The following is a 27000-nucleotide window of genomic DNA, read 5'->3' on the forward strand; positions in this document are numbered from 1 at the left end:
CCGCGTCACCACGCGAACGTCGGCGGCAAGGCCTGCACCACGCGAGCGCGGCGTCAAGGCCTGCACCACGCGGGCGTCGGCGTCAGTGCCTACACCGCGGGAGCGTCGGCGTCGGGGCCGATCCTGCTCCGTACCGCCGTCTGTACCTCGTCCTCCTCGGCGGGGTCAGAGGCGAGCCTGCGCAAGCGGTTGACCACGCGGGCGTCGCCGGTCTCGGCGTGGCGCGCGGCGACCCCGCGGGTGGATTCCTCGCAGTCCCAGAGGCATTCGACGGCGAAGCCCGCGGCGAAGGTGGGGTCGGTGGCGGCGAGCGCCCGGGCGGCGCGGCCGCGCAGATGGGAGGAGGCCGTCTCGCGGTAGACGTGGCGCAGCACGGGGGCCGCGCAGGCGATGCCGAGGCGGCCTGCGCCGTCGACGAGGGTCCAGAGCGTCGGCGCGTCGGGTCCCTCGCCGCGGACCGCCTCGCGGAGCGCCGCGAGGACCAGCTTGCTGTCCTGCGCGTCGCCCCGGCAGGCGAGCACGCGTCCGGCGGCGGCGCCCAGGGCGTCGGGGCGGTAGGCCCAGCGCCGGGCGCGCTCGACGGCGGCGGGGTGGCCCATCCGTTCGAAGGCCTCGGTCGCGGCGTCCACCACGACCGGGGAGTGCCCTTCGACGGCGTACTCGATGAGGTCGAGGACGGCGGGGTCACGGGCGTCCGCCAGGTAGCGAAGCGCGGTGCCGCGCGCCCCGTCGGAGCCGCTCCGGGCGGCCTCGACGATCTCGGCGCGGTCCTCGGGGCCGGCGACGGCGCTCAGGCAGCGGGCGGCGGGCACGTGCAGCACGGCGCCGCGTTCGAGGCCCTCCTGGGCCCAGTCGAAGACGGCCTGGACGCTCCAGCCGGGGCGGGGGCCGGCCGGCCGCATCTGCCGCTGCCAGCGGTCGAAGGAGCCCTGTTCCCGCGCGGCGCGCACACGGGCGCCGATATCGGCGCGGGGGTCCTCCTCCCACAGGCGCCAGGGCCGTGGTTCGTAGGCGTCGCGGACGGTGGCGGCCAGTTCGGCCTCGCCCTCGGCGTCGGCGGGGAATCTGGCGAGCACGGGGGCGGCGAGGGCGCGCAAGCCCGCGTCGTCGTCGCGCAGGGCCAGCTCGTCCAGGGCCCATGCCCAGTTCGTGCCGAAGGCCGCGTACCGCCGCAGGAGCTCCAGGGCGTCGTGCCTGCCGTACGAGGCGAGGTGCCCGAGGACGGCGAGGGCGAGACCGGTGCGTGAGTCGTCCGTGTTGAGGACGTCCTCGGCGTCGAAGAGGTGCCGCTCGATCGCGCCGAGCCCGCCGTGCAGGTCGAGGTAGAGCCGGGCGTAGTACAGCGAGCGGTTCTCCACCTGCCAGTCGTGGCGTGGATCGTTGAGCACGCAGTGGTCGAGGGCGGCGAGCGCCTCGGACCGCGGTGCCGTGAGTGCGTGCAGCGTGCCGTCGCCGCGGCCGCGCTGCAACAGGCCGAGCAGCGTACCGCTGGGCGCTATGACCGGATCGAACATGGGAAACAGCCTCACATCAAGCGTCGACGCAACCGGGAATCACGCATTACCTGGCCGCGCGCCAACACGTCGGGCCGCCCGCCGTCTCTTGCTTGTCGAAGACCATCTTCCTCTGCCTCTCGTCCGTGGCCCTTGGGGTCCCGGACGGAGGTCCGGGGGGCGGGCCGCTCACGGCCCGCGCGGTGCGGCAAGATCTGCCCCGCCGTCGCGTCCGTGAATCACGTCGTCATGATGACCCGGCGGTCATGCCCGCCGCGACCACATTTCCATCGCCCCCGTCGTTGCTGGTCGGCTACCCGCTCAGGCGGCCCCGAACAGCTTCAGCAGCTCCGTCTTCCGGAACATCCGTGCGGTGTCCACCGCCGACGGCATCCCGGCGGCCGGGTCGGCCCCGCCGTCCAGGAGGGCCCGGACGACCGCGTCCTCGCCCTTGAAGACGGCGCCGGCGAGCGGCGTCTGCCCTCGGTCGTTGGCGCGGTTGGCGTCCGCGCCACGCTCCAGGAGGGCGTGGACGGCGTCGGCGTGCCCGTGGTAGGCGGCGAGCATCACCAGCGAGTCGCCGCTGTCGTTGGTGAGGTCGGCGGGGACGCCCGCGTCGACGTACGCCGCGAGCGCCGCGGCGTCACCCTGCCGGGCCAGATCGAAGATCTTGGTCGCCAGCTCCACGACCTCGGGGTCGGGGGCTTCGCTCATGGGGGCGTCCGCCTTTCTGGGATGCGCTGCCGGTGCAGCCGTACGAGTGAATCGACAGGGTACTGCGCTCGGCGGCACATGAGGCGGCCCGGCCGAGGCAAAGATCACGGCGGGCTCGGGGCCCCTCCGAGTCGGCCGTCGCCGCCTGGCACAGCTCCGCCCAGCTCTGCCATTCGAGGGAAATTTCGCTTATTTCACTCATTTGCACCTTTTGTCGTATGGATACATCCTGTGAGCCTGGAAGAACTCATGGTGACTGTCCCCATCAACCAGGAGAACCCTCATGATCCTGTCCATCTCGGGCGTCGTCCTGCTCGGCATCATCGTCTTCCTCTTCTTCCGCAAAGACGGACTCAAGGCCTCCCACGCCCTGGTCTGCGCACTCTTCGGCTTCTACCTCGCGGGCACCGCCATCGCCCCGAGCATCAAGGCCGGCGGCGCGAGCCTGGCGAGCCTGCTGGGCGGGATCAAGTTCTGACACCCCTGCCTTTCGTAGGCACTTTCGTACGCACCTCCAGGAGACTGACGTGGCCAGGCGCCCACTCCCCCGCATCCTGAGCAACGGCACCGCGGCCCTCGCGCGAGGCCGGGAGCTGGCACGGTCGGCCGTCGACAGCGCCACGGACGTTCTCCACCCGCTGATCACGATCGCTCGTGGACTGCGCCGGCTGGCTGCCGCCGGGCGGCGCAAGTGGGTCGACACACCCAAGGACAAGCGCGGACCGCTGCTGTTCTTCGTGGCCTCCGTGCTACTGGTCGTGGTCCTCGTCCCCTACGGCCCGGGGATCGCCCTCATCGCCCTGATGGGGGCCGCAGCGTGGACGGGCCGCGACCGCACCGGGCGCGCGCCGGCCGGCCCCGACGAGGCGCAGGCCCAGCGGCTGCGGTGCCTCTACGAAGCGCTCGTCCCGTACTTCTCGGTCCCCGAGGACCCCGCCCCGCTCTTCGCCCACGGCGGCGAATGGGACAAGGCGTTCCCTTCCTACGAATTCGACGACACCGGACGGATCTCCCGGCTCGTGGTGCGCTATCCCGCGTACTTCACGGACGGCGAGGCCGAGTCCCGCGCGCGGATCGAGCAGTTGCTGCACGCGAAGTCGGGACGCGGCCGCGAATACCACTTCGCGTGGGACGAGGAGGGCAACGAACTGACCGTCGCCGTGCTGCCCCCGCTGCCCACCGACATCGCGGCCCAGCGCTTCGTCACCGCCCCCGGGGAGACCGTCCTCGGCTTCACCGACGAGACCGGCGTCCAGCGCACCCTGCCGGTGGCCGACGGCGAGGAGCAGCGCGACGTACCCCCCGTCGTGTGGCGCACCGGCATCCGCTCCACCGAGCCCCACCTGCTGATCGCGGGCCAGCCGGGCAGTGGCACGACAACACTGCTGCGCTCCGTCGCACTCCAGGCGCTGCGGTACGGGGATGTCCTCATCGTCGAGGGCAGCGGCACCGGCGACTACGCCTGTCTGGCGGGCCGCGAAGGGGTCCTGGCCATCGAGTGCGGGCTGGCCGGGGCGCTGGCGAGCCTCGAATGGGCGGCGCACGAGACCGAGCGCAGGCTCATCGCCGCCAACCGTGCCCGGCAGGCGGGCCGCCCGTCGCCTGAGGACATCAAGCGGCCCCTGTGGATCCTCCTCGACCGGCCGAGCGCGCTCGGCCACCTCGCCGCCGCCGACGGGCGCGACGACCCGCAGTCGCTGCTCCACGTACCGCTGCGGCACGGCAGGGCGGCGAACGTGACGGTGGTCGTCGCGGACCAGCTGGACTGCCTGGACGCCCTGAGCGACTCCGTACGGCAGCACACACGCGCGCGTGTGGTGCTCGGGCCCGCCCTGCCCGACCAGTTGGAGGAGGTCCTCGGGACGCGGCCCGCCACGACGCCCACCGCCGAGGTCCCGCCCGGCCGGGGCTACGCGCGGCTCGGCCCCGGCCCGGTGCACCGCATCCAGGTGCCCGCGACGCCCGACCCGTACGACGACGCGACCAGCGAGGCGCACCGCCTCGCGGTCATGGAACTGCTGCCGCCGCGGAGCACTCCGGCGGACACCGTGACCGCCGACGAGGCGCCGGAGGAGCTTCCCGAAACGATCGCCGGGGCGGAGCCGGTACCGGCGGAGAGCTGAACCCGGAAGACCGGCCGCGGGGGCCGGGCTCAGGCCACGAACGGTTGCGCGACCTCCGCACCCGCCCCGGCGCCCGTCTCCACGAGGCGGGCGGCGGCGGCCAGGCGCACCGCCGCCTCCTCGGCCACCGCGCCGCCCACGGTGAACGGCAGCCGCACATAGCCCTCGAAGGCACCGTCGACACCGAAGCGCGGCCCTGACGGCACCCGCACCCCCACGCGCTCGCCCACCTCGGCGAGCCGTGACCCGGACAGGCCGCCGGTGCGCACCCACAGCGTCAGACCGCCGCGCGGCACCTCGAACTCCCAGCCGGGCAGTTCGCGGCGTACGGCGGCGACCAGCGCGTCACGGTTCTCCCTGGCCTGCTCCCTGCGCACGTCCACGGCGGCTTCCCAGCCGCCGGTGTTCAGGAGCCAGTTCACGGCCAGCTGTTCGAGCACGGGAGTGCCCAGATCGGCGTAGGCGCGGGCCGCGACGAGGCTGCGGATCACGTCGGGTGCGGCCCGCACCCAGCCGATGCGCATGCCCGCCCAGAAGGCCTTGCTCGCCGAGCCGACGGTGATGACGGTGGAGCCGGCCGGGTCGAACCCGCAGACGGGGCGCGGCATGGTGAGGTCCGGTTCGAGCCCGAGCTCGCTCATCGTCTCGTCGACGACGAGGACCGTACCGGCCGAGCGGGCCGCCTCGACCAGCTGCCTGCGCTGGTCCTCGCCCGCGAGCGCGCCCGTGGGGTTGTGGAAGTCCGCGACGACGTACGCGAGCCGGGGCGCCGCGTCCCGCAGGACCTGCCGCCAGCGGTCCATGTCCCAGCCCGTCAGCCCCTCGGCCATGGCCACGGGGACGAGCCGGGCGCCCGCCTCGCGCATGAGCTGGAGGATGTTGGCGTACGAGGGGGACTCCACCGCGATGCGTTCGCCGCGCCCCGCGAAGAGATGGCAGATCGCGTCGATGGCGCCCATCGCACCGGTGGTCACCATGATCTGCTCGGGCATCGTCGGGATCCCGCGCGCGGTGTAGCGCTCGGCGAGCATCTCGCGCAGGGCGGGCAGGCCCGCGGGATAGTCGCCGTGCGTGTGGGCGTAGGGGGGCAACGCTTCGAGGGCGCCCTGCACCGAGCGGGTCAGCCACGGCTCGGGCGCGGGCAGCGCCGCGCAGCCCAGGTCGATCATCGAACCGAGCGCCTCCGGAGGCAGCGGTTCGAGCCCGCGCGCGGGCAGGGGGTTTCCGGCGGGGACGGCGGTCCAGCTGCCCGCTCCCCTGCGGGACTCCAGGAAGCCTTCGCTGCGCAGCGCCTCATAGGCGGCGGCCACGGTGGTGCGGCTGACGGCGAGCGCCACCGCCAGTTCGCGTTCGGCGGGCAGGCGCGCGGCGACGGGGACGCGGCCTTCGAGCACCAGCAGCCGGATGCCGTCGGCGAGCGCGCGGTAGGCGGGCGGGCGGCGGGCGCCGGTGCCGCTGGGAGGCGCCTGCTGGGAGGCGAGGAGCCGGGCCAACTGGGTCGAGCCCATCGCTGAAGTCCACTGAGCCATGATTCCCAGTCCACCTTCCCCGGATTGGCCATGGTTTCGGTCTGCTTCCAAGCCACAGGGTGTCATGCGTCAAGCCACCGGCACTACTGGGGAGCGTTCCTTGTCCGTCACCGAGCCACAGCCGCAGCGACGTCTGAGGCCGCATCTCACGAGGCGGCTCGTCCGGCTGTACGCGGGGCTGGCGCTGTACGGCGCGAGTTCCGCGCTGATGGTCGAGGCGGGACTCGGGCCCGAACCGTGGAACGTCCTCAACCAGGGCCTCGCCAAGCTGACCGGTCTGTCCATCGGGTCCGTGTCGATCGTCGTGGGCGCGGCGGTCCTGCTGCTGTGGATCCCGCTGCGCCAGCGCCCCGGCCTCGGCACGGTGTCGAACGTAGTCGTCTGCGGCGTGGCGATGGACGCCACCCTGGCGCTGCTCCCTGACGCCCACGCGCTCGCCGTACGCGTACCGCTGCTGGTGGCCGGGGTCCTGCTCAACGGGGTGGCGACCGGGCTCTACATCACGGCGGCGTTCGGCCCCGGGCCGAGGGACGGCCTGATGACGGGCCTGCATCGGCGCACCGGCCGCTCGATCCGGCTCATCAGGACCTCCATCGAGGCGACGGTCGTCGTCACCGGCTTCGCCCTGGGCGGCACGGTCGGCGCCGGTACGCTCCTCTACGCGCTGTCGATCGGCCCGCTCGCCCAGTTCTTCCTGCGCCGCTTCGCCCCGCCCGCACCCGGCGCGGGAAACGTCATCGCCTCCGGCGGTCCTTCGGAGGCGATACTTCAGCGGTGACCACGCGCGTACGCCATCCCTACCTCGCTCACCCGGGGCCCCTGGCCCTCGCCCACCGCGGGGGCGCCGCGGACGGCCTGGAGAACACCGCCGCCGCCTTCCGGCGCGCCGTCGGTCTCGGCTACCGCTACATCGAGACCGATGTGCACGCCACGGCCGACGGCCGCCTCGTCGCCTTCCACGACGCGACGCTCGACCGCGTCACGGACGCGGCGGGCCGCATCGTCGACCTCCCGTGGAGCGAGGTGCGCCACGCGCGCGTGGCCGGCACGGAGCCGGTGCCCCTCTTCGAAGAGCTCCTGGAGGCCTTCCCCGACGTGCGCTGGAACGTGGACGTGAAGGCCGACCCCGCGCTGGCGCCGCTGCTCTACCTGATCCGTCGCGCCGGGGCCTGGGACCGCGTCTGCGTCGGCTCGTTCTCCGAGGCGCGCGTGGCCCGGGCGCAGCGCCTCGCGGGCCCGCGCCTCGCCACGTCGTTCGGTACGCGGGGCGTGGCGGCGCTGCGTATGCGGTCGTACGGCGTCCCGGCGGTGGTCCGCCGCTCGGCGGTCTGTGCGCAGGTGCCCGAGACGCACGGCGGGATACGGGTGGTCGACCACCGCTTCGTGCGGGCCGCCCACGCGCGCGGGCTCCAGGTCCACGTGTGGACCGTCAACGACGCCGAGCGCATGGCAGCCCTGCTGGACCTGGGCGTGGATGGCATAGTTTCCGATCACATCGAGACGCTGCGCGAGGTGCTGGAGGACCGGGGGGCCTGGATCTGACTGGTCGGACCGCCCGAGGGCGGCTTCGCACCACGGGGAACAGCGAGGTCACGGGTGGGCACCGACACCGAGCGGACGGCTGCGGCCGACGAAGCCGCCGCGGAACGGCGGCGCGAACAGCGCGGCTGGTACTTCTACGACTGGGCGTGCTCGGTCTACTCGACCAGCGTCCTGACCGTGTTCCTGGGCCCCTACCTCACGGAGATCGCCAAGGCGGCCGCCGACCCGGAGGGGTACGTGCACCCGCTGGGCATCCCGGTCCGGGCGGGCTCCTTCTTCGCGTACGCGGTGTCCGCCTCCGTGCTCGTGTCCGTCTTCGTGATGCCGCCGGCGGCCGCCGCCGCCGACCGCACCGGGCGCAAGAAGCCGCTGCTGGCCGTGGCCGCGTACCTGGGGGCGGCCGCGACGGCGGGGATGTTCTTCCTGGACGGCGACCGCTATCTCCTCGGCGGCCTCCTGCTGATCGTCGCCAACGCCTCGCTCGCCGTCTCGATGGTGCTCTACAACTCCTACCTGCCCCAGATCGCCCCTCCCGAGGAGCGCGACGCGGTCTCCTCGCGCGGCTGGGCCTTCGGTTACGCCTCGGGCGCCCTGGTCCTGGTGGCGAACCTGGTGCTGTTCCTCGCCCATGACACCTTCGGTGTCTCCGAGTCGACCGCGGTCCGCATCTGCCTGGCGTCGGCCGGCGTGTGGTGGGGCGCCTTCACCCTCGTACCGCTGAAGCGGCTGCGCGACCGGCGGGCGGCGCCGTCGGAGGGCGCGTCGCGCGGTGGCCTGCGGCAACTGGCGGCGACGGTGCGCGACATGCGCAGGCACCCTCACACGCTCGCCTTCCTGCTGGCGTACCTCGTCTACAACGACGGGGTGCAGACGGTGATCTCCCAGGCGTCCGTCTACGGCTCCGAGGAGCTCGGGCTCAGCCAGTCCACGCTGATCGTCGCGGTGCTGCTGGTGCAGCTGCTCGCGGTCGCCGGGGCGCTCACCATGGGCGGGCTCGCCCGGATCCACGGCGCCAAGCGCGTCATCCTCGGCTCCCTCGTGGCCTGGACGGTGACGATCGGGGCGGGTTACTTCCTGCCCTCGGGGGCGCCCGCGTGGTTCTTCGTCCTGGCGGCGGGGATCGGCCTGGTCCTCGGCGGCACGCAGGCCCTGTCCCGCTCCCTCTTCTCGCACCTGGTGCCGCGCGGCAAGGAGGCCGAGTACTTCTCCGCGTACGAGATCAGCGACCGCGGGATGGCCTGGCTGGGGCCGCTGATCTTCGGCCTCACCTACCAGCTCACCGGGAGCTACCGGGACGCGATCGTCTCCCTCGTGGCCTTCTTCGCGCTCGGTTTCGTGCTGCTCGCGAGGGTGCCGGTGAGGCGTGCGGTGCGCGACGCGGGGAACCCCGTACCCGAGAGGATTTAACAACTGAGGGCAAAGGCCGGTAGTGTACGCGTTTGGCCTGCCAGGCGGACCGTTACTGCGATCTGGAGATTCAGAAACGCTGGGTGACATCTGCTGTCAGATGTGACAAACCGGGCGCTGGTGGGTACAACAAGGGGCGGCATACGACGGCGACGCATGACCCTGAACGGGAATCTTTACCGCCGACCGGACGTTGACCGGATGACGACGACAGCGACACCTGTCCTGTGGGCGACAAGCCCGGGAGGCACGATTCATGAGTGAGCGAGCTCTTCGCGGCACGCGCCTCGTGGTGACAAGCTACGAGACCGACCGCGGCATCGACCTGGCTCCGCGCCAGGCCGTGGAGTACGCATGCCAGAACGGACATCGTTTCGAGATGCCGTTCTCGGTCGAGGCGGAGATCCCGCCGGAGTGGGAGTGCAAGGTCTGCGGGGCCCAGGCACTCCTGGTAGACGGCGACGGACCTGAGGAGAAGAAGGGCAAGCCGGCGCGTACGCACTGGGACATGCTCATGGAGCGCCGTACTCGAGAGGAACTCGAAGAGGTCCTGGAGGAGCGCCTCGCGGTCCTTCGGTCCGGTGCCATGAACATCGCGGTGCATCCGCGGGACAGCCGTAAGTCCGCCTGACGACGGACCCGGCACACAACCGCACAGCAGCACACGTACGAGGGCCGGGGCCACTGCTCAGCAGTGGCCCCGGCCCTCGTGCGTCTGCGCCTCGTGTGTCTGCGCCTCTGCGCCTCTTCTTCGGATCGGTCCTTCCGACGGTACGCCGTCAGTGCGGCAGCTGCGGGTCGTCAGGGCGGGGGCCGCGCGCCGGGGGCTCGTCCCTGATGACCTCGCCCTGGACGACCTTGCCGTCCGGGCGGTGCATGCGCGCCTGCTGGAAGGGGTCGCCGAGGCCGCCGGGCGTCGCCTCGCGGACCTTGCGCTCGAACGTCCGCTCCGCGTACTTCCCGAGGGCCTTCTGGACCGGCGGCACCAGCAGGATCAGCCCCAGGGCGTCCGAGATCAGGCCGGGCAGGATGATCAGCAGGCCGCCCAGCATCGTCAGGGCCCCGCCGCCGCCGGACGCGGCGGGCTCGGGCGGGATGCCGCTCTGCTGCTGTTGCACCGCCTCGCTGAGCTTGCGGAAGGCCCTGCGCCCCGCGCGCTTGATCACCGCGGAGCCGAGCACGAGGCCGCCCACCAGGAGCAGGAAGACCACGAGCCCGTTCGTGGCGCCCGCCACGACGGTGAGCAGCCAGATTTCCAGGACGAGCCACGCGGCGATGCCGAGCGGCAGGAACCTCAGGGGCCCGGAGCGCCGGGGCCTGGCGGGTCGGATGGGAGGCGGTGCGCCAGTCGTCATGCTCCCAGTGTGCCTGGGTCCGTCTCAGGCCGGGATAAGGGGGATGATCAAGAAGGCGGGGCGCAGGTGCCGCTCAGGGCTGCTTGCGCCCGATGACCCGGCCCACCCGCTCGCCCACACCCCAGGCGGTGACCCGCCACAGCGCCTCGACGACGATGTTCTGGCTCATCTTGCTGTCGCCCAGTTCGCGCTCGACGAACGTGATCGGCACCTCGACGACGTGGTAGCCCGCCTTGATCGCGCGGCGCGCCAGGTCGACCTGGAAGCAGTAGCCCTGCGACTCGACCTCGCTCAGGCCGAGGCCTTCGAGGGTCTCGCGGCGGAAGGCGCGGTAGCCGCCCGTCACGTCCCGGATGGGCACGTCGAGCAGCAGGCGCGAGTAGGTGCTGCCGCCGCGGGAGATGAACTCGCGGTGCTTGGGCCAGTTCACGACCCGGCCGCCCGGCACCCAGCGCGAGCCGAGCACGAGGTCGGCGCCCTTGAGCGCGGTCAGCAGCCGGGGCAGCTCCTCGGGCTGGTGGGAGCCGTCGGCGTCCATCTCGATCAGCACGCCGTAGTCGTGGTCGAGCCCCCAGCGGAAGCCCGCGAGGTAGGCGGCGCCGAGGCCTTCCTTGCCCTTGCGGTGCAGCACGTGCACCTGCTCGTCCTCGGCCGCGAGCTCGTCGGCGATCTTGCCGGTGCCGTCGGGGCTGTTGTCATCGGCGATCAGGACGTGCGCGTCCGGCACGGAGGCCCGCACCCGGCCGACGATGGACGCGATGTTCTCCGCCTCGTCGTAGGTCGGAATGATCACCAAGGCCGTGCCGAGCGAGCCGAACTGCCTCCCCTGGTCTCCCGCTTCGAAGACCCGACCGCCGTCGTTCACTACTGCCCCTTCGTTCGTACGCAGAGGACAACCATAGTGGCCGCGGCCTGCGCCGCAGCGGCGGCACGGAGGTAGTGGCGGCCGGCACTGCGGATCGGGGCCCGGCACCCTTCGGGCCGACCTGGGACCCGCTGGCTGCGGATCGACCGAAAGCCGTTGTCTACTGAGCGTCCGGGCCCCACCCGGGTCACACCTGCCGATCGGCTCATACGTTCCCTCGCCTCCGCGTCGCGGGCGCTGGACCTGGCTCCCAGTGGTGGTGCGCCGGTGCGGCACACCACCCATGACCCAGCGGCGTTCGACGACTGCGTGGAGGTTCGCCTCTCGGACGTCCTGTGGTGGACCCGGCCGAACCTACCGGCCCACGACGGCTCTCTGTCAATAGCCCGGTGAGCTGCGGTGATGATGAAGGCCACCAGGTCAGCGCCGAGGATTCCCAGGTCGTGCGGAGCTCCGGCGGGCCGCCACCGGCGCCGCGCACCGCCGGGACATCACTCGTCCGGCCCCACATGGACCGGCCGGCCGCCCACCACCGTGCGCAGGCAGACCGGGAGTTCACCGCCCGGCGACAGGTCGGGCAGGCCGGGCGTGCCCGAGCGCGGGTCGGTCGACCAGCGGGCCACGCGGTCGTCCGGGGCCTGAACCACCAGGTCGGAGGTGCGCCACACCGCGTAGTCCGCGGGCGCGCCCGGCACCAGGACGCCCGCGTCGTCACGGCCGACGGCGCGCCAGCCGCCCCTGGTGTGGGCGGTGAACGCGGCGCGCACGGAGACGCGGTGCTCGGGCGTGCGGTGGAAGGCGGCGGCGCGGACCGTGCCCCAGGGGTCGAGCGGCGTGACGGGGCTGTCGGAGCCGAAGGCCAGGGGCACGCCGGCGCGCAGCAGGGCCGCGTACGGATTGAGGGTGCGCGCCCGGTCGGCGCCGAGGCGCTGGGCGTACATGCCGTCCTCGCCGCCCCACAGGGCGTCGAAGGCGGGCTGCACGGACGCGGTGAGGCCGAACTCGGCGAGGCCCGCGATCGTCTCGGGGGTGAGCATCTCGGCGTGCTCCACGCGGTGCCGGGCGGCCCTGACACGCGCCGGGCCGAGCTTCTCGGCGGCCTGGCGCATGCCGTCGACCACGGAGCTCACCGCGGCGTCCCCGATGGCGTGGAAGCCCGCCTGGAGGCCCGCCCCGGTGCACGCCACGACGTGGGCGGCGACGGCGGCGGCGTCCAGGTGGGCCGTGCCGGTGTGGGCGGCGTCGGCGTACGGCTCGTGGAGGCAGGCGGTGTGGGAGCCGAGGGCGCCGTCCACGAAGAGGTCACCGGCGGCGCCGAGCGCGCCCAACTCCCGGGCGCGGGCCACGCCTTCCTCGCCGTGCTCGGCCCAGTAGCCGACGACGCGCGGCCCCGGCTCCTCGGCGGCGAGCCGCAGCAGCCCGGTGAAGTCGTCCTCGTCGGAGATCTCCGGGCCCGCGCACTCGTGCACGGAGCCGATGCCGAGGGAGGCAGCGCGGCGCAGGGCGGCGCGCTGGGCCTCCGTGCGCTGGAGGGGCGTGATGGCGGCGAGGGCGGCGGCGCGCACCCCGTGGTGGGCGTCGCCGGTCAGCGGGGCGTCCGGGCGGAAGCCGGTGCGCTCGGTGATGCCGGGCACCAGGTCGAGCAGCGCGGTGGTGGCGACCGCCGAGTGGACGTCGATGCGGGAGAGGTAGAGCGGCCGGCCTCCGGTGGCCTCGTCGAGCTCCGCGCGCGTGGGCGGGCGGCCGCCGGGCCAGCGGGCGGCGTCCCAGCCGTGGCCGAGCAGGACGGTGTCGTGCGGCCGTGCGGCGGCGTGTTCGCGTACGCGTACGAGCGCGTCGTCCAGCGATCGGGCGCCCGACAGGTCGAGTCCCGTGAGGGCGAGGCCGGTGGCCGTGGTGTGCACGTGGGCGTCCGTGAAGGCCGGGGTGACCAGGGCGCCTTTGAGGTCGACGATGTCGTCGACGCCGTCGGCGAAGGCGTCCGCCGCGCCCTCGGAGCCGACCCAGGCGACATGGCCGCGCTCGACGACCATCGCGGTGGCGAACGGATCGGCGGGGCTGTGGACGTCACCGCCGCGCAGCAGCACGGTGCGGTGGCTGTGGGCATCCTGGAGGTCCTGGGCGTCGTTCCCGGGGGCGGTGCTCTGGCTCATGGGTCCAGTCTCGCCCCTGCGGGCGGGCGGGCGACGCGGGGGTCACCCCAGGGCGCGCGCCGCCGGGTGCGGGGGTCCACTCGTCGACTCGGCGGCCACCGGACGCCCCTTCGAGGCCCCCAGAGGGCCGTGCGCGAGCAGAAAGCGCATGCTGTTCAGACCTGCGGCGGGCGGGCCTCGTAGGGCGTGGAGAGCACGACGGTCGTCCGCGTGGAGACGCCGGCGAGCGCGCGCAGACGGCTCAGCAGGTGCTCCAGTTCCAGTGGGGTGGCGACGCGGACCTTGAGGATGTAGTTCTCGTCCCCCGCGACGCTGTGGCACGCCTCGATCTCCGGAACGCCGGCGAGGCGTTCGGCGATGTCGTCCGGTGCGCTGGGGTCGAACGGCTTCACCGAGATGAAGGCCGTGAGGGGCAGCCCCACGGCCTCGGGGTCGACGACCGCGGCATAGCCACGAATGACTCCGCGCTGCTCAAGGCGGCGCACCCGCTGATGCACGGCTGACGTGGACAGGCCCGTGGCCTTGCCCAGGTCGGTGTAGCTCATCCGCCCGTCCTTGACGAGCAGCTGCACGATCTGTCGGTCCAGCTCCTCCATGCGCCGAACCTACAGGGCTCTTGATCCTTGCGGATACCTGAGCGCCCGAAGGACTCGCGCGCCGGGGCAACTCCCTCGGGCATGTGACGAACACCACACTGCTGTGACCGTGTCCGATGGGATGCCACGATTACCCCTACGACGGGACGGGAAGTGCTTGCTGTGGTCGAGGCCGCAGCGCCTTGTCGGCCCACCCAAGGGGGAGAGTCCCATGCAGAATTTGAAGCGCCCCGGCAGGTCCACTCGCGCCAAGCAGCAGCAGGTCGCCGAGCCCGAGCCGGAGGGTGTCGAACCGGCTGACGCCCTTCTCGACGCCTACGACACCTTTGAGATGTACCGCGTGAACTGCCCCGACTGCGGGCAGCCGATCGCGCTCCTCGCCGACGAGGACGTCCTGCCCGAGCACGCGCTGTGCCCCACTCCGTGGAACCCGTTCGGGCTCACGGTCTGTGCCGGCACGGGCCGCGCGGCCACGGACGCCACGCCCACCGACGAGTCGATGGAGATTCAGGAGCAGGACACCGCCCTGCTGTTGACGCTCCCTCAGGGACTCGACTGGCGGACGCAGCCGTTCTCGCACGTGGGCGGTCCCGGGTCACGCCCGTTGCGCGCGCCCCAACAGCAGCGGCCCGCCGCCTGATTCACCAGTAGCTGCCCTGCACCATGGCCGCGAGGCTGCCGTGGTGCAGGATCAGCGTGTCCGTGTCCTGTGGCGCACCGGGCGCGGCGGCTTCGCCGAAGTGGACCTGGCGGTAGGCGACGCGCAGCATGACGATCGCGTGCCGCAGCGCCGCGTACAGCGTGTAGAAGTCCATGGCGTGCGGGGGGTGCCCGGTGAGCCGGGCGTACGTGTCCTCGACGCGGTCCCGGCGCAGGAAGTCCGGCAGCCCCGGCTGGCCGAAGCTCACCGTCAGGTCCTGGAAGAAGCGGTGCAAGTAGATCATCCAGCCGAGGTCGACCTCGCGCGGGGCGAGCGCCGCCATCTCCCAGTCGAGGACGGCCGCGGGTTCGAAGCCGTCGTAGACGATGTTGCCGATGCGTGCGTCGCCCCAGTTCAGGACGGGTTCGCCGGCGGTGTCCGGCCACAGCTCTTCGAGGCGGTCGAAGGCGCGCTCGATCAGGGGTGAGCGGGGCAGTCCGCTCACCACCCATGCGTAGTAAGCGCGTTGGGTCTCGACGTGGCGGCGCAGCGGGCTGCCCTTGCCGGGCAGCGCGAGGAAGGCCGCCTCGTCCGCCGGGACTTGGTCGTGCAGCCGGGCCACCACGGCGACCGAGGCCTCCTCCAGGTGTGCGCGTTCGGCGTCGGTGGCGGCGTGCAGCCAGTTCCCCTCGTACGTGTAGGGCATGACGTCCGGCGGTACGCGGCCCTCGACCCGCTCCATGACGAAGAAGGGCGCGCCCAGCGGTCCGGGGTCCTCTTCCAGCCACAGGACACGCGGCACCGGCAGGTCGGTGCGCTCGGTGACGAGCCGCATGGTGCGGTACTGGCGCGGCATGTCGTAGACGGGGAAGATCGTGTATGCCGCCGGGTCGGCCGCGAGGCGCAACGCGCAGCCCCGCAAGGGTGGTTCGGGGTGCTCGACGGTGAAGAGCAGGGTCTCGCTGGACATGCCGTTGGACTCCGGGACGCTCACGTCGACCGCCTTGGCGCCGGGCAGCCGGGTGTCGAGCCAGGCCGTGAGGCGGCGGGCGAGTTCTTCCGGGTCGCGGGTGGTGGTGCGGGGGCGGGGTGCCGATGCCATGTCCGTGCTCCTTCGTCGAACCGGCGGCGGCCTTCAGGGCGCCACGGAGTCGAAACCGGTGAACCCGCTCGGGTCGTGGCGGCCGAAGCTGCCGTGCTCGAAGATGCCGTGGCCCGTGCGGCAGCCCAGGGTGAAGCGCGCGGCGTGGTCGATGACGCCGTACGCGGCCAGCGGATGGGCCGCGGGGTCGGAGAGGTCGTAGACGCGGCGGTCGGTCCAGCCGCGGCCTCGCCAGGTGCCGTGCTGCCAGTCGTCGGCGGGCGGGTAGCCCGCGCCGATGGCCAGGGGCAGCGAGGCGAGCACCTCGACGCCGAGTTCCAGGGGCTTGTGCCCGTCGGGGTCCGTGAGGTGGATGACGGCGTGCTCGGGGTGGCGGGTGCCGGGGCGGTAGGCGATGTCGGCGCGGGGCCAGCCGAGTTGGCGGTCGCGGTGGCCCGGGCGGACGAGGGTGGCGTCGTTGAGGGTGCGGTAGCCGTCCGCGTCCTCCTGGACGACGACCATCAGGAAGCGGTCATCGAAACGCACCGGGCACCAGATCCAGTGGAAGCCCTCGGCGGCGAACTCCTCCTCCAGGCGCCCGCGTTCCTCCCCGGGGATGGGCCGCACGCCCCAGCTGCGGTCGCGGGTCGCGGTCCACTCCCCCGCCGTCACGGGGATCTCCTCGCCGCCCACGCGGATCGTCCCCGAGGGGCGGCCCGCCTGGACGAAACGGCGCCCTTCGAGGGTGAGCCGTCCGCCGCGGCGCTGGATGTGGTGCGGTTCCCAGAGCGCGGGGAAGTCGGCGTTCCAAGTGAGGTCGTACGACAGGGAGGCGGGGTCACCTGGGTCGGCGGCGCACTCCAGCCGCAGCCGGCGCAGCGGCTCGTCGACGGTGATGCGCAGAGGGCCGACCGCGAGGTCCGTCCGATCGTCGCCGAGGGCGTCGGCGGCGCGTACGGCGTGCAGCGTGTCGCCGGTGCGGAGGGTGGCGTACGCGTCGATGACTCCGGTGTTCGGATAGACGCCGAGGCCGAGGATCAGCAGGGCGTGGCCCTCGTGGTCGAAGAGGTGGAAGATGCACCGGTCGTAGGCGTTGCGGTCGCCCGTCGCGACGTGCTTCATCGACAGGGGCACCTGGTGCACGGGGTACTCGTCGAGCGGTACCGGACGGTCGTCCTCCACGGGAAACCTCCCTGGGCGCGCGGCAGTTCGGCGTCGAGTTGACGGTACGTCAGTTACTGGGCCGGAGCCATAGACGTGCGTGCGCGGCCGCGTCCGGGCGAGGCGGGCTTCGGGCGGGGCGGGGTGCTCCCGGGAGCGCGGGTGGCCCGTAGGCGTGGTGGCGTGACCGGTCGGAAGGGGCGGACGGGGGCCTGTGGGCGGGGTCGGCCCGGGCTGGACTGGACTGGGCCGGACCAAGCCGAGCCAGGCCGGACCGGGCCGGGTGCCTGCCGCGGGCTGGACCCACCCCGCAGACCGGGCCGGACCGAGCCAGGCCAGACCAGGCCAGGTCGAGCCGAGCCCCGTGCTCCCCAACGAGTGCACGCCCCGAGCGCAGGGCAACGGGCCCAGCCCCGGGGGGCGCGCCGGGTCGTCCGCCGTGCGCACGCGTGCTTCGGGGCGCGCTACGTCAATCCCCGCGTGCTTCGGGCCGCTCCCGGGCGGCGCTCGCGCCCGGGGTGCGGGCGCGGCCCGGCCGCCGCCCCGACACGCGGATGCCATGAACTGACGCCCTAATCCGCGGGGCGGTGACTTCGGTGCCCGGGCGGGCGTTGGCCTGGCATGACCCCCACGGACATGGGCCCGGCACACGTCCCCACCGGCCGTCGGCGGCGCACCCTGGTGATGGTGCCCGCCTCCGCAGAATCGGTTCCCCCGCGGGCTCAGCAGGCAGAGCCGCGTCAGCAGACGTACCAGCAACATGCGTACCAGCAACATGCGTACCAGCAGCCCCCGACGGCCCCCCGCCCGCAGCCGCCCCACCCGCAGCCCCATCTTCAGGACCCGCCGATCTACCGCGCCCTGATCCGTCACTGGATCGACCGCGGCCGGACGCTGCCCGGGCGCCACGACCCGGAGTGGGCCCGGCTGGTGGCGCCGCCCGTGCCCCGGAGTCAGTTCAGCGCGTCTCGGGACCCGCGAGGTGACGGGCGATGACCATGCGCTGGATCTGATTGGTGCCCTCGACGATCTGGAGCACCTTCGCCTCGCGCATGAAGCGTTCCACGGGGAAGTCCGCCGTGTAGCCGTAGCCCCCGAGGACCTGCACGGCGTCCGTCGTCACCTTCATCGCGGCGTCCGTGCACAGCAGCTTGGCCATGGCCGCCTGCTTGGCGAACGGCCGGCCCGCGTCGCGCAGCCTGGCCGCCGCCAGATAGAGCGCCCGGCCCGCCTCGATCTGCGTCGCCATGTCCACCAGCATGAAGCGCAACCCCTGGAAGTCCGCGATCGGCCGGCCGAACTGCCGCCGCTCGGTGGCGTACGCGAGCGCCTCGTCCAGCGCCGCCTGGGCCACACCGATGGCGCAGGCCGCGATGCCGAGCCGCCCCGAGTCGAGCGCCGAGAGCGCGATGGCGAAGCCCTGGCCCTCGTCCCCGATGCGGCGGGAGTCCGGGACGCGGACGCCGTCGAAATGGATCTGCGCGGTGGGCGAGCCCTTCATGCCCATCTTCTTCTCGGGCACCGCCGCGGTCAGCCCCTCGGCGTCGCCCGGCACCAGGAAGGCCGTGACGCCCCGGGCGCCCTCGCCGCCGGTGCGGGCCATGACGGTGTAGAAGTCGGCGACGCCGCCATGCGTGATCCAGGCCTTGGTGCCGTCGATGACCCAGTGGTCACCGTCCCGGACGGCCTTCGTGCGCAGGGAGGCGGCGTCCGAGCCCGACGCCGGCTCGGAGAGGCAGTACGCGCCGAGGAGGCCGCCGCCGAGCATGGCGGGCAGGTGTTCACCCTGCTGCTCCTTGGTGCCGTACCCGGCGAGCGCGTGGCAGGAGAGCGAGTGGACACTGACGCCGAGGCCGACGGTCAGGCGTGCGGCGGCGAGCTCCTCCAGGACCTGGAGGTAGACCTCGTAGGGCTGGTCGCCGCCGCCGAACTCGGAGTCGTACGGGAGACCGAGCAGTCCGGCCTCGGAGAGCAGCGTGAAGACCTCGCGCGGGAAGCGTCCGGCTTCCTCCTCCTGCGCCGCCCGCGGGACGATCTCGCGCTGGACGATGTCCCGGACGAGCGAGAGCAGATCCCTGGCCTCATCCGTCGGCAGCTGACGATCCACCGGCTGTGGGGCGTGGTCGGGCATGACGCTCTCCTCCCTGTCGGGCTACGGCGGACGCCCGCGCAGGGTGAGGCGGCGACGCCGGAAACGATGCCGAGCCAGGGTCTCCTTCCGGGTCACGGAAGCGGCTGACCAGCGGCTGCGGCGCGTTGAGTATGCCCGATCGGCGGCAGCCAGTCACTAGTTAACGACCGCTTACTCGAAAGATAGCCGGAGATCGCCGCGGGCGGCCGGATTGGTCCGAACCATTGACCGCACTGGTCTAGTCCTCCTAGTGTTCCATTGAACGACTTACCGCGTTCATGCCAAAGGTTCACGGCACAGCACATCCGCGGGTCCCCAGCAGCAACCCCCGTCCCCCGCGCCTCACTGGTTTCCCCCCACGAGGAGACATGATGCTCAGATCGCACTCCCCTCGCCCCGGCCTCCGCGCCCTGATCGCCACCGCCTGTTGCGCCGTCCTCGGCGCGGGCCTCCTCGGCGGGGCCGGCAGCGCCGCCGCCGAACCGGACAGGACCCCGACGACCAAGGCCGCCGCCGGTTCCAAGGTCGTCGGATACTTCACCGAATGGGGTGTCTACGGCCGGGACTACCACGTCAAGAACATCGAGACGTCCGGCTCCGCCGCCAAGCTCACCCACATCAACTACGCCTTCGGCAACGTCCAGGGCGGCAAGTGCACCATGGGCGACGCCTACGCGGCGACGGACAAGGCCTACACCGCCGCCCAGTCCGTCGACGGCGTGGCCGACACCTGGGACCAGCCGCTGCGCGGCAACTTCAACCAGCTGCGCAAGCTCAAGAAGAAGCACCCGGACCTCAAGGTGCTGTGGTCCTTCGGCGGCTGGACGTGGTCGGGCGGCTTCACGGAGGCCGCGAAGAACCCGGCGGCGTTCGCCCAGTCCTGCTACGACCTGGTCGAGAACTCCAAGTGGGCCGATGTCTTCGACGGCATCGACATCGACTGGGAGTACCCCAACGCCTGCGGCCTGACGTGCGACACCAGCGGGCGCGAGGCCTACAAGAAGCTGATGGCCGCGGTCCGCGCGAAGTTCGGCAGCGGCAATCTCGTGACGGCGGCGATCCCCGCGGACGCCTCCGCGGGCGGCAAGATCGACGCGGCCGACTACGCGGGCGCCGCCCAGTACGTCGACTGGTACAACCCGATGACGTACGACTACTTCGGTGCGTGGGACGCGAAGGGGCCGACCGCCCCGCACTCGCCGCTCACCTCCTACACCGGCATCCCGAAGGCCTCGTACCACTCCGACGCCACGATCAAGAAGCTCCGGAGCCTCGGCATCCCGGCCCAGAAGCTGCTGCTCGGCATCGGCTTCTACGGGCGCGGCTGGACGGGCGTCACGCAGAAGGCCCCCGGCGGCACCGCGACCGGGCCCGCCGCGGGCAAGTACGAGCAGGGCATCGACGACTACAAGGAACTGAAGACCAAGTGCCCGGCGAACGGCACGGTCGGCGGGACCGCGTACGCCCACTGCGGGAACAACTGGTGGAGCTACGACACCCCGGCGACCATCGCGGGGAAGATGAACTACAAGGACCAGGCGGGCCTCGGCGGCACGTTCTTCTGGGAGCTCAGCGGCGACACGGCGAACGGTGAGCTGATCAAGGCCATCAACTGACGTACGCGGCACGTGCGTTGGGGCGGGAGCCGGTCGGCTCCCGCCCCTTCGCGCGCAGCCGCCTCAGGGCCGCGAAGGCGCCGGGAACGACGGCTCGAAGTCCTCGATGACGCGCAGCGTGTCCCCGAGGGTGCGCACGAGGAGGGCGCAGACCCGCTCGCGCGCCAGACCGCGGTGCCCGACCCAGTCGAGCGTGATGCCCTCGACGCTGCACAGCCAGCCGAGCAGCGCGGTGCGGGCGAGACACGGGATGTCGGCGCGGCCGTACGTCCCCTCGGCGATCGTCTTGATCATCGCCTCGCGCACGCCGTCGCGGATGGCGTGTACCTCGGCGTCGAAGCCGACTCCCCCGCTGATGATCGCCCGGTAGGCGGCCTGGTGGTGCTCGGCATAGCGCAGATAGCCGTCGATGGTGCGCTGCACGCGCTCCACAGGCGGCAGGTCGTCGTGCCGTCCGGCGCGCGCGACCAGGTCGGCGACGGAGTCCTCGATGATCGCGAGGTAGTAGCCGCGCTTGGACTTGAAGTAGTAGTAGATCAGCCCTTTGGCGACGCCCGCCTGCTTCGCGATGTCGTCCATCGACAGGGCGTCGTAGGACCTGTCGGCGAACAGCTTCCGGCCGATGGTGATGAGTTCGGCGCGGCGAGCCGCGGAACGGTCGGTACCGCGCTGTTGACTATTATTCAATTTCGGCCCTAGTCTCCAACTGCCGTGGGATGTCCGCAGTATGGCAGAGCGGTGCCACCTGCCGACCGGCTCCCGACGGCGCTTCACGCACTCCCCTTACGCACGCTTGACGACGCGGAACACGCACGTTTGACGACGCGGAACACGCACGTTTGACGACGCGGAACGACGTACGGGAGGAAGACAGTGGGCGCTAGCCGCAACGCGTTACGCGAGGGCAGGACCTCCTGGAGGAAGACGGCCGTGGTGGCCATGCCGGCCGTGCTGGCCGTCGGCGTGATGGCGTCCGTGATGGCCGAGGGCGCGCTCGCCGCGTCCTTCGCCGTCTCGGGCACCAGCTTCCAGGTCTCCTCGGGCAAGCTGACGAGCGAGGGCCTGTCCTCGTACGTCCAGACGGACCGGGACATCGACGGCAAGGGGCACCCGGTGGCGCTCCTCGGGATCGGGGACGCGACCCTGTCCGACATCTGTCAGGCCGCCGAGGTGAAGACCCCGGTCGGCACGGTCGTCTTCAAGCTGACCGCGGGCGGCGACGCGGGCAACGTCACCGCGAGCAACCTCGTCATCGACGGCGAGGACCTGGTGGGCGACGCCCGCTTCGGCACCGCGCAGATCGGCCGGGACGCCTCGACGCTGGACGAGGTGCCCGGGGTCAAGGGCGAGCGGGGCAAGTTCGGGCTCCAGGCCGGGGACATCACGGTCTCCGGGGTGAAGTCCCACGCCTGGTCGGCGACGGGCGGGAACTTCCGGCTCAAGGGCATGCGGGTCGACGTCAGCCTCGGCGGCAAGAAGTGCTTCTGACCGGCGGCGGCAGAGGTGGCGTCAGACCCTTCCGCAAGGACGGCGGCGGCCCCCTCGACCGGCGGCTGCCCTGGCCCCGGCAGCGGCGGGTGCTGCGCAGGTGGCGGCGTACGCGGCCGTTCTGGGGCGGCCTGCTGCTGCTCCTCGGCGGCGCCGAACTGCTGCTGGTGCCGCTCTCGCCGCTGACGGTCCTGGTGAGCCTCGGGCTCGGCGGGATCGCGGCCCTCGGCATCGGGATCGCGCTGGTGGTGGCGGGGCTCTTCCTGTGGTTCCTGCCGCACACGCACCACTATGTGAGCGTCAACGCCCTGATCCTCTCGGTGCTGTCGTTCGCCGCCACCAACCTCGGCGGGTTCCTCGTCGGCATGCTCCTGGGGATCGCCGGCAGCGCCATGGGCTTCGGGTGGACGCCGGTGCCCGAGGATGCCGAGGAGGATCCGGCGCCGCCGAGGGTCCGGGACGGGCAGGGCACCCGGACGCTCGCCGTGCTGCTGCCGGTCGTGATCGTCGCGGGGATCGTGAACGGAAGCCCGGCCAGGGCGGCTCCCGCCGCCGGGACGCTCGTGGCGGCCAGGACGCCGCCGACCATCACCACCACGCTCTTCGCCCCGCAGGGCTTCATCGTGGCGGGCGTCAAGGAGATCCCGACGGCGGACGGCCCGCTGAAGGTCATGGTGCTCCGGATGAAGGCCGCCTCGCTCACCGACTACGAGCTGACGACGCGGGACGGAGGCGAGGAACTCGCCCTGGGCGCCGACACCCTGGACCTGAGCGGCTCGGTCACGCTGTATCTGACCAAGTTCAAGGGGTGCGTCGAGGGCCTGCTCTGTCTGACCTTCACCCCCGACAGGCTGCCGGTGCCGCCCCTCGTACCGCCGTTCGTCTTCATGACGGACGTCAGCGCCGAACAGGCCCTGGTCACCTCGGACTCCATCGTGGCGGGCGGGCTCTCCCTGAAGGCCTCGGCGTGAGGGGCGTGGTGTGATCCAGATCCAGGCCGCCCTGTTCTGGGCGTACGCGATCGGCGCGACCTCCGCGCTCTCCGCGGGGCGTCAGTTGCAGGTGTGGGAGCGGATCAACGCCGGTGAGGGACCGCGCACCCGCAGCCGGGCCGCCAACCCCTTTCTGGCGCTCACGGCGCTGTTCGCCGCCGTCCTGATGGTGCCGACGGGGCTCTTCCTGCTGTGGCAGAACCCCGCGTGGGCGACGATGCACGTCGCGGCCGGCCACGAGGACGTCTGGGCGGGGTTCGTCCTCGGCTACGCGGGCGGGATCCCGGTGGCCGCGATCCTCGGGTTCCTCGTGGCGCAGGCGCTGGTGCTCGCGGGGGCGGGCTACTGGGCCTACCTCCAGTGCGTGGGCGGGTACTTCCTGCTGTTCGGGACGCTCGTCCACGGGTGGGACGGCCGGGGCTACGAGCGGTTCCTCTCCCCCGGTACCGACGACTTCGCCGACTGGCCGAGGGACAGCGTCGTCAACCACGTACTGGACTTCGTGACGTCCGGGACGTTCCTGGCGCTGCTGCTCTTCGGGGCCGCGGTGATCGGCACCATGCTGGCGACCGGGGTCGGCTGGCTGATGGAGGGCTGGTCGCTGCCGGGGGCCGACGAGGACCGCAAGGTGCCGAGGCTCCTCGCCGTCGTCATCGCCGGCGCCGGGGTGTACGGGCTGCCGTTCGTGGGCGCGCTCCTCGCGAGCGTGCTGGTGCGTCTGCTCGGCGGATGGCTCGGGCTGCCGCTGTTCGCGATCGTGGCGGGGCTCACACTGCTGCCCGGACGGTCACCGGTGCGGTGGTTGTACGGCCTGGTGGGCGTCCCGCACCGGCACTGGCGGGCCGGCGCGGACGGCAGCGGCGACTACGCGGGCGGGGTCACAGCAGACCGGTCTGCGTGACGAGCATCGCGAGGAGCACGACGAGCGTCCAGCCCGCGAGGTGCTCCAGGAGATTCGGCCCGTCTTCCTTGGGGCCGCCGGTACGGGCCCGGACGCGGACGGCGGTGGCAGAGAACGCGGTCATGTCTTCTCACTGATTCTTCTGGCAGCGGTGTCCCCCCATGGAACCCCTCCACCATGCCAGCAGGAAACCTGTCCGGGGGCGAGACCTTGGTCACGCCACAACTCGGGCGGAGCGCCGTGCGTCTAGAACGAGACACGACGTACGTCCGCGCACCATCCGACCGAGAGGTTCCCGATGAGCACGAACCGGACGACCCACCCCGGAGCACGGCTCGCCCTCGCGGCCGCGATCACCGTGGCGGCCGCCCTCACCGCGCCGGTCTCGCAGGCCGCCCCGGCCACGGACGGCAAGCCGTCGCCGGGCGCGCCCGGCCTCGGCGATCCGCTGTTCCCGCTGGACGGCAACGGCGGTTACCGGGTGGACCGCTACTACCTGGACTTCGACTGGCAGGCGCCGAAGACGCCCTTCGAGGCGGCGACGACCATCAGGGCCACGTCCACCCAGGCCCTCTCCCGCTTCAACCTGGACTTCGCGGGCAACACCCTGCACGCCGTGACGGTCAACGGCTCGAAGGCCGGCGCGTCCCGCGAGCGCGACGAGCTGACCGTGACTCCCAAGGCCCCCATACGCAAGGGCAGTTCGTTCACGGTCAGAGTCACGTACACCGCCGACCCCGGCCAGACCCGGCACCGCGACGACGCGATCGAGGACTACGGCTGGATACCCACGCCGGACGGCACGGTGGTCTACCCCCAGCCGAACGGCGCCCGCATGATCTTCCCCGCCGATGACCACCCGAGCCGGCGCGCGCCGATCACGTTCCGCATCAGCACGCCGAGCGACCGCACGGCCGTGGCCAACGGCAAGCTGGTCTCGCGCGTCGAGGTCCCCGGCGGCCGGGTCCGCTGGACGTACGACTCCGAGCAGCCGCTCTCCACGCAGTTGGTGCAGCTGGCCGTCGGGAAGTTCCGGCTGATCGACGGCGAGGGCCCCGGCGGGCTCCCGCTGCGGGACGTCGTCCCCGAGGCGCTGGTCGAGCCGACCGCCGAGTACCGCAAGCTCACCCCCGACCACGTGAAGTGGCTGGAGGAGCGGCTCGGCCCCTATCCCTTCAACCGCTACGGCGTCCTGGTCGGCGACACCGACCTCGGCGTCGCCCTGGAGACCCAGACGCTCTCCCTCGTCCCCAAGGCCGACCTGCTGGGCACGAAGGTCGACGCCGAGCGGAACCTGGTGCACGAGCTGGCCCACCAGTGGTTCGGGAACAGCGTGGCCCTGGAGAGCTGGTCGGATCTGTGGGTGAGCGAGGGCCACGCCCGCTTCTACGAACGCCTCCACTCCGAGGCCAACGGCGGCGACAGCTTCGAGGCCGCCATGAAGACCGCGTACGCCGCGCACGACCAGTGGCGCAAGGACTTCGGCGCCCCCGCCGAGCCGACCGAGCCGAACCTCTTCAAGCGCATGCGCTACGACGGCTCCGCGCTCGTGCTGTACGCGCTGCGCGAGCAGGTCGGCGACGCGACGTTCCAGCGGATCGAGCGCGCCTGGGTGAGCGGTTTCCAGGGGCGCACGGCGAGCACGCGGGACTTCGTCGACCTGGCGTCGAAGGTCGCGGGCGAGGACCTGGAGGGGTTCCTGCGGCCCTGGCTGTACGGCTCGAAGACGCCGCCGATGCCGGGGCACCCGGACTGGGTGGTGGACCCGGTGACGTGAGGCTCACCGGGGGCGCGGACGCCGCGGCCCGCGCCCCCGGCACCCGTCAGCGGATGCCGACCGCCGCGAGGGCCTGCCGCTGCGCCGTGCTGAGCTTCACCGGGAAGTACAGGTAGCAGACGCCGCCCGTGCCGGAGACGACCTTGCCGGTGGAGTTGTAGCGCTTGGTGCGCAGCCAGATGTTCTCCCACTCACGCCGCTTGTAGATCCGGCGCACCGCGTCGTTGCTCGGCGAGGCCGGGTCGTTGGCGATCACGTCGCCGTCCGCCGTGAAGCCGATGACCGTCATCAGATGCCCCGCCGTGCCGTACCCGGCGCCCGTCAGCTCCTCCTTGAGGAACGACTGGGACGTGATGGCCGGGATGCCCGCCGCGATCAGCTGCTCCAGCTCGGTGAGCGAGGCGAGCCGGGTCACGACGCCCTGGAGGTCGGTGTACGTCGCCGCGTACGCCGCGTTGAAGGGCCAGTTCCCGCAGCCGTCGTACTGGTAGTCGAACGTCTGGCGGGCCGCGTGGCACACCTGCGGGTCGGCGTAGGAGGGGTCGACCCACGCCAGGTCCTCCGGCTTCGGCTTGCGCCCCCAGTACTCGATGATCATCTGTGAGGAGGTGGGGCTGCACCAGGCCTCGCCGCCGTTGTCGTACTCGGGGTACTGGCCGACGTGGATCTCCTGCGAGTAGCGCGGGACCGTCAGCTCCTTGGCGACACCGGGCGCGGAGGCCGGGACCGTGAAGCGGTCGGGGACCGCGGAGGCCATCGCGCCGAGCCGCCAGACCGTGGGCGTCGCGGTGGTGCCCGGCGTGCGGTACAGCGTCAGGCGCAGCCGGTAGGAGACGACGCGCGGGCCGGCCGTCGCGTCGTCCAGGGAGAGCGTGTCCGTCCAGACCGTCGACTTGCCGTCGGTCTGGCCGTCGACCGAGGTCCGCCGGATGTCGGTCTCCTTGTCGTCGCCGGAGGTCCAGCGGCCCATCACGTACCAGGGGCTGTCCGAACCGTCGGCGTACGTGGCCATCAGCTCGGCCTGGAGCCAGGTCCCGGCGGGGGTGCGCGCGTTCCAGGAGGCGATGACCTCCGTCCCGGGGACGGTGGAGCGGTGCGTGGGCGAGGTCCAGCGCGCGAACTCCCAGGCGGCGGTCCTGCCGGTGTGCGGGTCGGTGTAGTCGGTGCGGCCCGCGGGCTTCGCGATCCGCAGGCCGGGGCGGCCTACGGTGACGACCGCGGTGCCCTCGGCGGTGCCGGCCCGCCAGTCCTCGTACGAGGTCCAGAAGCGGTTGTCCACGAAGCGGTCCGCGCGGCGCGCGGCGCGCGGGCCGTGCCGCCCGCGGCCAGGGCGGGGCCCGTGGTCGCCGCGAGGGCGGTCAGGGCGGCGGCCGTGGCGAGCACGGATCTGCGGGACATGGTGTCGGGGCGGTCGGGGCGGTCAGCTCGGTCCATCA

The 27000-nt window shown here is 72.4% G+C and carries 24 protein-coding genes and 2 pseudogenes; 13 read left to right on the forward strand and 13 right to left on the reverse strand.

The window, feature by feature from the left end; genetic code table 11:
* Positions 1-89: 89 nt before the first annotated feature.
* Positions 90-1514, reverse strand: coding sequence for a HEAT repeat domain-containing protein (locus KKZ08_RS06070; protein WP_223773458.1), 1425 nt, complete (start codon positions 1512-1514; stop codon positions 90-92).
* A 300-nt stretch (positions 1515-1814) separates the two neighbouring features.
* Positions 1815-2207 carry an ankyrin repeat domain-containing protein gene (locus KKZ08_RS06075; protein WP_223773459.1) on the reverse strand — a complete coding sequence of 131 codons (393 nt, stop codon included), beginning with the start codon at positions 2205-2207 and terminating at the stop codon, positions 1815-1817.
* A gap of 283 nt (positions 2208-2490) precedes the next feature.
* On the opposite strand from KKZ08_RS06075, the gene KKZ08_RS06080 reads away from it, so the two are divergent.
* Both KKZ08_RS06080 and KKZ08_RS06085 read left to right on the forward strand, forming a co-directional pair.
* Positions 2491-2685: a hypothetical protein gene (locus tag KKZ08_RS06080; RefSeq protein ID WP_018534760.1), complete on the forward strand. Its 195-nt coding sequence runs from the start codon at positions 2491-2493 to the stop codon at positions 2683-2685.
* A 49-nt stretch (positions 2686-2734) separates the two neighbouring features.
* Complete coding sequence (locus KKZ08_RS06085) at positions 2735-4330, forward strand: hypothetical protein (RefSeq protein WP_223773460.1); 1596 nt, start codon at positions 2735-2737, stop codon at positions 4328-4330.
* A gap of 29 nt (positions 4331-4359) precedes the next feature.
* On the opposite strand, the gene KKZ08_RS06090 is transcribed toward KKZ08_RS06085, so the two are convergent.
* Positions 4360-5859 (reverse strand): PLP-dependent aminotransferase family protein, encoded by a 1500-nt coding sequence (locus tag KKZ08_RS06090; RefSeq protein WP_223773461.1) that lies wholly within the window; start codon positions 5857-5859, stop codon positions 4360-4362.
* A gap of 64 nt (positions 5860-5923) precedes the next feature.
* On the opposite strand from KKZ08_RS06090, the gene KKZ08_RS06095 reads away from it, so the two are divergent.
* From KKZ08_RS06095 to KKZ08_RS06110, 4 genes are all read left to right on the forward strand, one after another.
* Positions 5924-6637, forward strand: a complete 714-nt coding sequence (locus KKZ08_RS06095) for a hypothetical protein (RefSeq protein WP_223773462.1) — start codon at positions 5924-5926, stop codon at positions 6635-6637.
* Complete coding sequence (locus tag KKZ08_RS06100) at positions 6634-7401, forward strand: glycerophosphodiester phosphodiesterase (protein ID WP_223773463.1); 768 nt, start codon at positions 6634-6636, stop codon at positions 7399-7401. The genes KKZ08_RS06095 and KKZ08_RS06100 overlap by 4 nt, the downstream gene beginning before the upstream one ends.
* Positions 7402-7455: 54 nt before the next feature.
* Positions 7456-8808 (forward strand): MFS transporter, encoded by a 1353-nt coding sequence (locus KKZ08_RS06105; protein WP_223773464.1) that lies wholly within the window; start codon positions 7456-7458, stop codon positions 8806-8808.
* A gap of 256 nt (positions 8809-9064) precedes the next feature.
* Positions 9065-9439 carry an RNA polymerase-binding protein RbpA gene (locus KKZ08_RS06110; protein ID WP_030360404.1) on the forward strand — a complete coding sequence of 125 codons (375 nt, stop codon included), beginning with the start codon at positions 9065-9067 and terminating at the stop codon, positions 9437-9439.
* A gap of 148 nt (positions 9440-9587) precedes the next feature.
* Here KKZ08_RS06110 and fxsA read toward each other — a convergent pair whose 3' ends face one another.
* The 4 genes from fxsA to KKZ08_RS06130 form a co-directional block, all read right to left on the reverse strand.
* Positions 9588-10163 (reverse strand): FxsA family membrane protein, encoded by a 576-nt coding sequence (gene fxsA / locus KKZ08_RS06115; RefSeq protein ID WP_223773465.1) that lies wholly within the window; start codon positions 10161-10163, stop codon positions 9588-9590.
* Between the two features lie 73 nt (positions 10164-10236).
* Positions 10237-11028 carry a polyprenol monophosphomannose synthase gene (locus KKZ08_RS06120; RefSeq protein ID WP_223773466.1) on the reverse strand — a complete coding sequence of 264 codons (792 nt, stop codon included), beginning with the start codon at positions 11026-11028 and terminating at the stop codon, positions 10237-10239.
* A 491-nt stretch (positions 11029-11519) separates the two neighbouring features.
* The gene (locus tag KKZ08_RS06125; RefSeq protein ID WP_223773467.1) at positions 11520-13181 is read right to left on the reverse strand and encodes an amidohydrolase; all 1662 of its coding nucleotides are present in this window, start codon (positions 13179-13181) and stop codon (positions 11520-11522) included.
* 155 nt (positions 13182-13336) lie between these two features.
* The gene (locus KKZ08_RS06130) at positions 13337-13777 is read right to left on the reverse strand and encodes an Lrp/AsnC family transcriptional regulator (protein ID WP_030789227.1); all 441 of its coding nucleotides are present in this window, start codon (positions 13775-13777) and stop codon (positions 13337-13339) included.
* Between the two features lie 211 nt (positions 13778-13988).
* Here KKZ08_RS06130 and KKZ08_RS06135 point away from each other — a divergent pair, with 211 nt between their 5' ends.
* Positions 13989-14417 carry a hypothetical protein gene (locus tag KKZ08_RS06135; protein ID WP_223773468.1) on the forward strand — a complete coding sequence of 143 codons (429 nt, stop codon included), beginning with the start codon at positions 13989-13991 and terminating at the stop codon, positions 14415-14417.
* A 1-nt stretch (position 14418) separates the two neighbouring features.
* Here the strand turns inward: KKZ08_RS06135 and KKZ08_RS06140 are convergent, their stop codons facing one another.
* Entirely contained in the window at positions 14419-15519 is a 1101-nt protein-coding gene (locus KKZ08_RS06140) for a phosphotransferase family protein (protein ID WP_223773469.1), read from the reverse strand.
* A 33-nt stretch (positions 15520-15552) separates the two neighbouring features.
* Complete coding sequence (locus KKZ08_RS06145; protein WP_223773470.1) at positions 15553-16680, reverse strand: hypothetical protein; 1128 nt, start codon at positions 16678-16680, stop codon at positions 15553-15555.
* Positions 16681-17475: 795 nt separating this feature from the next.
* Here KKZ08_RS06145 and KKZ08_RS06150 point away from each other — a divergent pair.
* A pseudogene (locus tag KKZ08_RS06150) lies at positions 17476-17655 on the forward strand (hypothetical protein); the annotation flags it as partial.
* On the opposite strand, the gene KKZ08_RS06155 reads toward KKZ08_RS06150, so the two are convergent.
* Positions 17618-18790 carry an acyl-CoA dehydrogenase gene (locus tag KKZ08_RS06155; RefSeq protein WP_223773471.1) on the reverse strand — a complete coding sequence of 391 codons (1173 nt, stop codon included), beginning with the start codon at positions 18788-18790 and terminating at the stop codon, positions 17618-17620. The pseudogene KKZ08_RS06150 and the gene KKZ08_RS06155 sit on opposite strands and share 38 nt — an antisense overlap.
* Before the next feature lie 371 nt (positions 18791-19161).
* Between KKZ08_RS06155 and KKZ08_RS06160 the strand changes: the two genes are divergently transcribed.
* Complete coding sequence (locus KKZ08_RS06160; protein ID WP_223778929.1) at positions 19162-20406, forward strand: glycoside hydrolase family 18 protein; 1245 nt, start codon at positions 19162-19164, stop codon at positions 20404-20406.
* 63 nt (positions 20407-20469) lie between these two features.
* Here the strand turns inward: KKZ08_RS06160 and KKZ08_RS06165 are convergent, their stop codons facing one another.
* Positions 20470-21093, reverse strand: a complete 624-nt coding sequence (locus tag KKZ08_RS06165; RefSeq protein WP_223773472.1) for a TetR/AcrR family transcriptional regulator — start codon at positions 21091-21093, stop codon at positions 20470-20472.
* A 252-nt stretch (positions 21094-21345) separates the two neighbouring features.
* Between KKZ08_RS06165 and KKZ08_RS06170 the strand changes: the two genes are divergently transcribed.
* From KKZ08_RS06170 to KKZ08_RS06180, 3 genes are all read left to right on the forward strand, one after another.
* Positions 21346-21894, forward strand: coding sequence for a DUF6230 family protein (locus KKZ08_RS06170; RefSeq protein WP_223778930.1), 549 nt, complete (start codon positions 21346-21348; stop codon positions 21892-21894).
* 65 nt (positions 21895-21959) lie between these two features.
* Entirely contained in the window at positions 21960-22865 is a 906-nt protein-coding gene (locus KKZ08_RS06175; RefSeq protein WP_223778931.1) for a DUF6114 domain-containing protein, read from the forward strand.
* A gap of 10 nt (positions 22866-22875) precedes the next feature.
* Positions 22876-23787: a hypothetical protein gene (locus KKZ08_RS06180; RefSeq protein ID WP_223773473.1), complete on the forward strand. Its 912-nt coding sequence runs from the start codon at positions 22876-22878 to the stop codon at positions 23785-23787.
* Here the strand turns inward: KKZ08_RS06180 and KKZ08_RS06185 are convergent.
* Positions 23765-23911, reverse strand: a complete 147-nt coding sequence (locus KKZ08_RS06185; protein WP_223773474.1) for an SCO1431 family membrane protein — start codon at positions 23909-23911, stop codon at positions 23765-23767. The genes KKZ08_RS06180 and KKZ08_RS06185 overlap by 23 nt on opposite strands.
* A 174-nt stretch (positions 23912-24085) precedes the next feature.
* Between KKZ08_RS06185 and KKZ08_RS06190 the strand changes: the two genes are divergently transcribed.
* Positions 24086-25564, forward strand: a complete 1479-nt coding sequence (locus KKZ08_RS06190; protein WP_223773475.1) for a M1 family metallopeptidase — start codon at positions 24086-24088, stop codon at positions 25562-25564.
* A gap of 46 nt (positions 25565-25610) precedes the next feature.
* Here KKZ08_RS06190 and KKZ08_RS06195 read toward each other — a convergent pair.
* Positions 25611-26998 (reverse strand): annotated as a pseudogene (locus KKZ08_RS06195) (peptidase C39 family protein).
* Between the last annotated feature and the right edge of the window lie 2 nt (positions 26999-27000).

The organism is Streptomyces sp. 135 (assembly GCF_020026305.1).
GTDB lineage: Bacteria > Actinomycetota > Actinomycetes > Streptomycetales > Streptomycetaceae > Streptomyces.

Excerpts from the sequence above, each read along its gene's own strand:
- KKZ08_RS06095 (WP_223773462.1), top strand. The coding sequence starts at position 5,924 with ATGCGTCAAGCCACCGGCACTACTGGGGAGCGTTCCTTGTCCGTCACC.
- KKZ08_RS06080 (WP_018534760.1), top strand. The coding sequence starts at position 2,491 with ATGATCCTGTCCATCTCGGGCGTCGTCCTGCTCGGCATCATCGTCTTC.
- KKZ08_RS06190 (WP_223773475.1), top strand. The coding sequence starts at position 24,086 with ATGAGCACGAACCGGACGACCCACCCCGGAGCACGGCTCGCCCTCGCG.
- KKZ08_RS06160 (WP_223778929.1), top strand. The coding sequence starts at position 19,162 with ATGCTCAGATCGCACTCCCCTCGCCCCGGCCTCCGCGCCCTGATCGCC.
- KKZ08_RS06070 (WP_223773458.1), bottom strand. The coding sequence starts at position 1,514 with ATGTTCGATCCGGTCATAGCGCCCAGCGGTACGCTGCTCGGCCTGTTG.
- KKZ08_RS06135 (WP_223773468.1), top strand. The coding sequence starts at position 13,989 with ATGCAGAATTTGAAGCGCCCCGGCAGGTCCACTCGCGCCAAGCAGCAG.
- KKZ08_RS06125 (WP_223773467.1), bottom strand. The coding sequence starts at position 13,181 with ATGAGCCAGAGCACCGCCCCCGGGAACGACGCCCAGGACCTCCAGGAT.
- KKZ08_RS06130 (WP_030789227.1), bottom strand. The coding sequence starts at position 13,777 with ATGGAGGAGCTGGACCGACAGATCGTGCAGCTGCTCGTCAAGGACGGG.
- KKZ08_RS06075 (WP_223773459.1), bottom strand. The coding sequence starts at position 2,207 with ATGAGCGAAGCCCCCGACCCCGAGGTCGTGGAGCTGGCGACCAAGATC.
- KKZ08_RS06170 (WP_223778930.1), top strand. The coding sequence starts at position 21,346 with ATGCCGGCCGTGCTGGCCGTCGGCGTGATGGCGTCCGTGATGGCCGAG.
- KKZ08_RS06185 (WP_223773474.1), bottom strand. The coding sequence starts at position 23,911 with ATGACCGCGTTCTCTGCCACCGCCGTCCGCGTCCGGGCCCGTACCGGC.
- fxsA (WP_223773465.1), bottom strand. The coding sequence starts at position 10,163 with ATGACGACTGGCGCACCGCCTCCCATCCGACCCGCCAGGCCCCGGCGC.
- KKZ08_RS06155 (WP_223773471.1), bottom strand. The coding sequence starts at position 18,790 with ATGCCCGACCACGCCCCACAGCCGGTGGATCGTCAGCTGCCGACGGAT.
- KKZ08_RS06110 (WP_030360404.1), top strand. The coding sequence starts at position 9,065 with ATGAGTGAGCGAGCTCTTCGCGGCACGCGCCTCGTGGTGACAAGCTAC.
- KKZ08_RS06140 (WP_223773469.1), bottom strand. The coding sequence starts at position 15,519 with ATGGCATCGGCACCCCGCCCCCGCACCACCACCCGCGACCCGGAAGAA.
- KKZ08_RS06090 (WP_223773461.1), bottom strand. The coding sequence starts at position 5,859 with ATGGCTCAGTGGACTTCAGCGATGGGCTCGACCCAGTTGGCCCGGCTC.